The 3,243-nt window shown below is 46.1% G+C and carries 3 protein-coding genes and 1 pseudogene; 2 read left to right on the plus strand and 2 right to left on the minus strand.

The window, feature by feature from the left end; genetic code table 11:
• Both A1D16_RS16665 and A1D16_RS16670 read left to right on the plus strand, forming a co-directional pair.
• The coding region (locus A1D16_RS16665) for a hypothetical protein (RefSeq protein WP_290711564.1) at positions 1 to 997 on the plus strand (997 nt) is incomplete at its 5' end.
• Between the two features lie 11 nt (positions 998 to 1,008).
• Positions 1,009 to 1,776, plus strand: a complete 768-nt coding sequence (locus A1D16_RS16670; protein WP_290711567.1) for a LysE family transporter — start codon at positions 1,009 to 1,011, stop codon at positions 1,774 to 1,776.
• Here the strand turns inward: A1D16_RS16670 and A1D16_RS21745 are convergent.
• Both A1D16_RS21745 and A1D16_RS16675 read right to left on the minus strand, forming a co-directional pair.
• Positions 1,772 to 2,173: pseudogene (locus A1D16_RS21745) on the minus strand (GNAT family N-acetyltransferase); the annotation flags it as partial. The gene A1D16_RS16670 and the pseudogene A1D16_RS21745 sit on opposite strands and share 5 nt — an antisense overlap.
• A partial coding sequence (locus tag A1D16_RS16675) for an outer membrane beta-barrel family protein (protein WP_290711569.1) occupies positions 2,170 to 3,243 on the minus strand: 1,074 nt, incomplete at its 5' end. The gene A1D16_RS16675 and the pseudogene A1D16_RS21745, both read right to left, overlap by 4 nt.

Below are 3,243 nucleotides of genomic sequence, written 5' to 3' on the forward strand. Positions count from 1 at the left end.
TTTCGCCACCGTATACACACCCTTGCTGCCAGTGTGGTTTTTTTACTGCCTTCGCGCCCGCTCATTTTTCTATTTTTCGGCTTCGAACCCACTGATAGAAAATGGAGGGTTTTTAATGGAATCCAAGAAAAAGATCTACGCGCTGATTCCGCCTGATTTCTATCCTAAAACAATTGCTGTTGCACTACCTGCTGATCCCCAGGCCGTGGCCAAACAAGTTCAGGAAGCGGGGCTTGTGTACCCGCTGATCGCTAAACCGGATATTGGTGCCAGGGGAATGGGGGTTCGGAAACTTAAAAACCAGGAGGAACTGGCTGCTTACTGCCAGGAATCTCCCCTTGATTTCCTGGTACAGGAATATGCCGACCTTCCGTTGGAAGCAGGCATATTTTATTGCAGGTACCCCGACGAAAAAAAAGGGCGTATAACCGGTATTGTTAGCAAAGAGTTCCTCTCAGTAACCGGAGACGGGAAACATAGCATCCGCGAACTTTGCCAGCAGAACAAACGCTTTATCCTTCAACTGGATGCACTTCAAAAAATGCATGGCTCCCTGCTTGATACCGTTCTCCCCCAAGGCGAAAAAAAGGAGCTGGTACCTTATGGAAACCATGCCCGTGGCGCTCTATTTATTGATGACTCCTTTCGGGCAACCAGGGAACTGGAGGCGCAGATTGATACCATTATGCAACAGGTGAAAGGTTTTTATTATGGCCGCATGGACATCCGCTTCAGAAGCTGGGAGGAGTTGGAAGCCGGAAAGGCGTTCAGTATTATCGAACTGAATGGGGCCGGCTCAGAACCTACCCATATGTATGATCCGGAACATTCCATTTTTTTCGCCTGGAAAGAGATTATACGGCATTGGAACTGGTGTTACAGGATCAGCCGAAGTAACCATAAAAAAGGCATACCTTATATGCGTTTTAGAGACGGGGTAAAAATGTTTCGCGATAATGCCCGTTTTGAAAAGACCATTGCGCAACTCTACGTTTAGCTGTTCATTACATGGTAAATCTTATAGTTTTATTCCTGGCCGGACTAACCATCAGTTTTCTTGGTAGTTTACCACTGGGTACGCTGAATATTACGGCTATGCAGATAGCCGTTCAGGAAACAGTGCGTAAAGCACTCTATTATGCATTGGGGGTAGCGTTGGTGGAGTTGATCTATGTGCGGTTGTCATTAAAGGGGATAGACTGGATCTTAGCCAACCAGACGATATTTTATTACATGGAATGGGCAACCGTTGTGCTTTTTGCCGTACTAGGAATCAGCAGCCTGCTGACTGCCCGAAAAAAAAACAGTACGGCTCAACCGGTGTTATTGAATAACCGGGTGAACCGGTTTTGGCTGGGAATTTCCATGAGTGCCATCAATCCTGTGCAGATTCCGTTTTGGTTTTTATGGAGCAGTTATTTATTTAGTACCCAGTTATTACAGCCCGATTCTCTTCATTTTAATGTATATACGCTTGGAATAGCATTTGGAACCATACTGGGTTTATTGCTGTTTATTTTCGGGGGCAAATGGCTGGTACAGCGCATCAATGCTTCGCAGCGAAGCATCCACCTGGCAGTTGCGATCGTTTTTTTGCTTTCCGCTGTTCTGCAGCTGGTACGAATCCTACAAAAGCCTATGCAGGATCGCCTGCAACCAACGACTTTTTTAGAACAAAGCCGGTTGGTTGAGATTGCCGGTAGATCAGTTTTTCCTGCCCCATTTTCTGGTAGCCATGACGCAAATAAAATGCCTGCGCGCGTGAATTCGGTATAAACACATGCAGCCAAATATTTCGGTAGCCCCGACGTCTCGTTTCATTTTCTGCCATTGCCAACATTTTACCGCCCCAACCACCTGATTGGTGGCCTTGCTCCAGGTAAAACCGCGCCAGTTCAAATCCGGAAGAATCGGGTTTTGCCAGGTCAAGGGTTGGTGGAGCCATTCGTAAGCAGCCTACCGGTTTTTCGTCACAAACCAAAACAAGATAAAACCGGTCCTCTTTTTCCAGGTCGGTAGCAATTGCTTCCGGGGCATAGGCCTGCTGACAAAAACTTTCCAGATCTTGTTTAACAAATCCCGATTCATGTACCTGGTAAAAACCTGTATGGCAAATAAGCGCAATGGCCCCTGCATCAGGGGCCATTGCAAATCGTATATGATAGGAATTCATGGTATCAAAAATTGTACACCTTCGCTCATATTCTGCATGTTCTGCATATCGCCTTTGATATTTTTGCGCTTGAACAGGGAGGTGTCAAATTTACCAAATCTCCAGCTGAAATTCAATCGCAGGATCTGCGGATCGCGCAGGCGCCAGGTATTTTGTTCAAATCCTGGAGAAGCGCTGTACTGGTCATAAATATTAGTTCTGAAAATATCATTGATGGCCAGGGTAAGATTGGCTCTTCTTTCTTTCAAGAATTCATACCGCAGGGCAGCTTCTACTTCATACCTTGGACGTATATATCCCTGCGCGGTGGTTTGCGGACCGCCAAACATAAATCCGCCGCCGCCACCTCCACCAGGTGGCAGAATGGTTTTTGACGTGTAACTGCCGCTCACCTGCAGGCTTAATTGTTTGGTTAGTTTTATACTGTTATTCAGTTTAATAAAATAAGAGTTAATAGCATCCTGGTTAGGAATTCCCGGTTGGTTGGCATTAATCTTGGACTGGTACAGGTTAAAGTTGGAAACGAGTTCCCACCACTTGGTAAGCTTGTTTCTGCCGATCAGCTCAAAACCGCCAATACGGCTGTTATCGGCATTGATATAACTGATTACCAGCTCTTCGTTGCCATTGAACGGATTTTCCATTTCAACCTGGTTGCGTGTGATCAGGTTGGTGGTATACTTGTAATAAATACTGGCTATGAGCGAGTTTCCGGAACCATATTTTTTCTGGTAACTCAATTCAAAGGAAGCCGTGAATTCCGGGCGCAGATTAGCATTTCCCCTGGTAAGGTTAAGGGTATCGGAATAATCGGTGAATGGGAATAGCTGGAAAAAGTTCGGCCGGTTGATCCGGCGGGTAACATTAAAGCCCAACTCGTCATTATCAGATAGCTGATAGGTAAGGAAAGCACTGGGGAAAAGGCTGAGCGGGAAGCTGTTGCCGTATCCCATCAAGGTGTCCTTGCTTCCGGGAGGAGGGGTGGTGGTTAGCACTTCTCCGTCGTATTCAGAGCTTTCCGCTCTTAATCCAAGCTGATAACCTAATTTTTTCCATTTGTTGGTATAGGT

This window comes from Flavihumibacter sp. CACIAM 22H1, from assembly GCF_001601815.1.
In the GTDB taxonomy this organism is placed as follows: Bacteria; Bacteroidota; Bacteroidia; order Chitinophagales; family Chitinophagaceae; genus Flavihumibacter.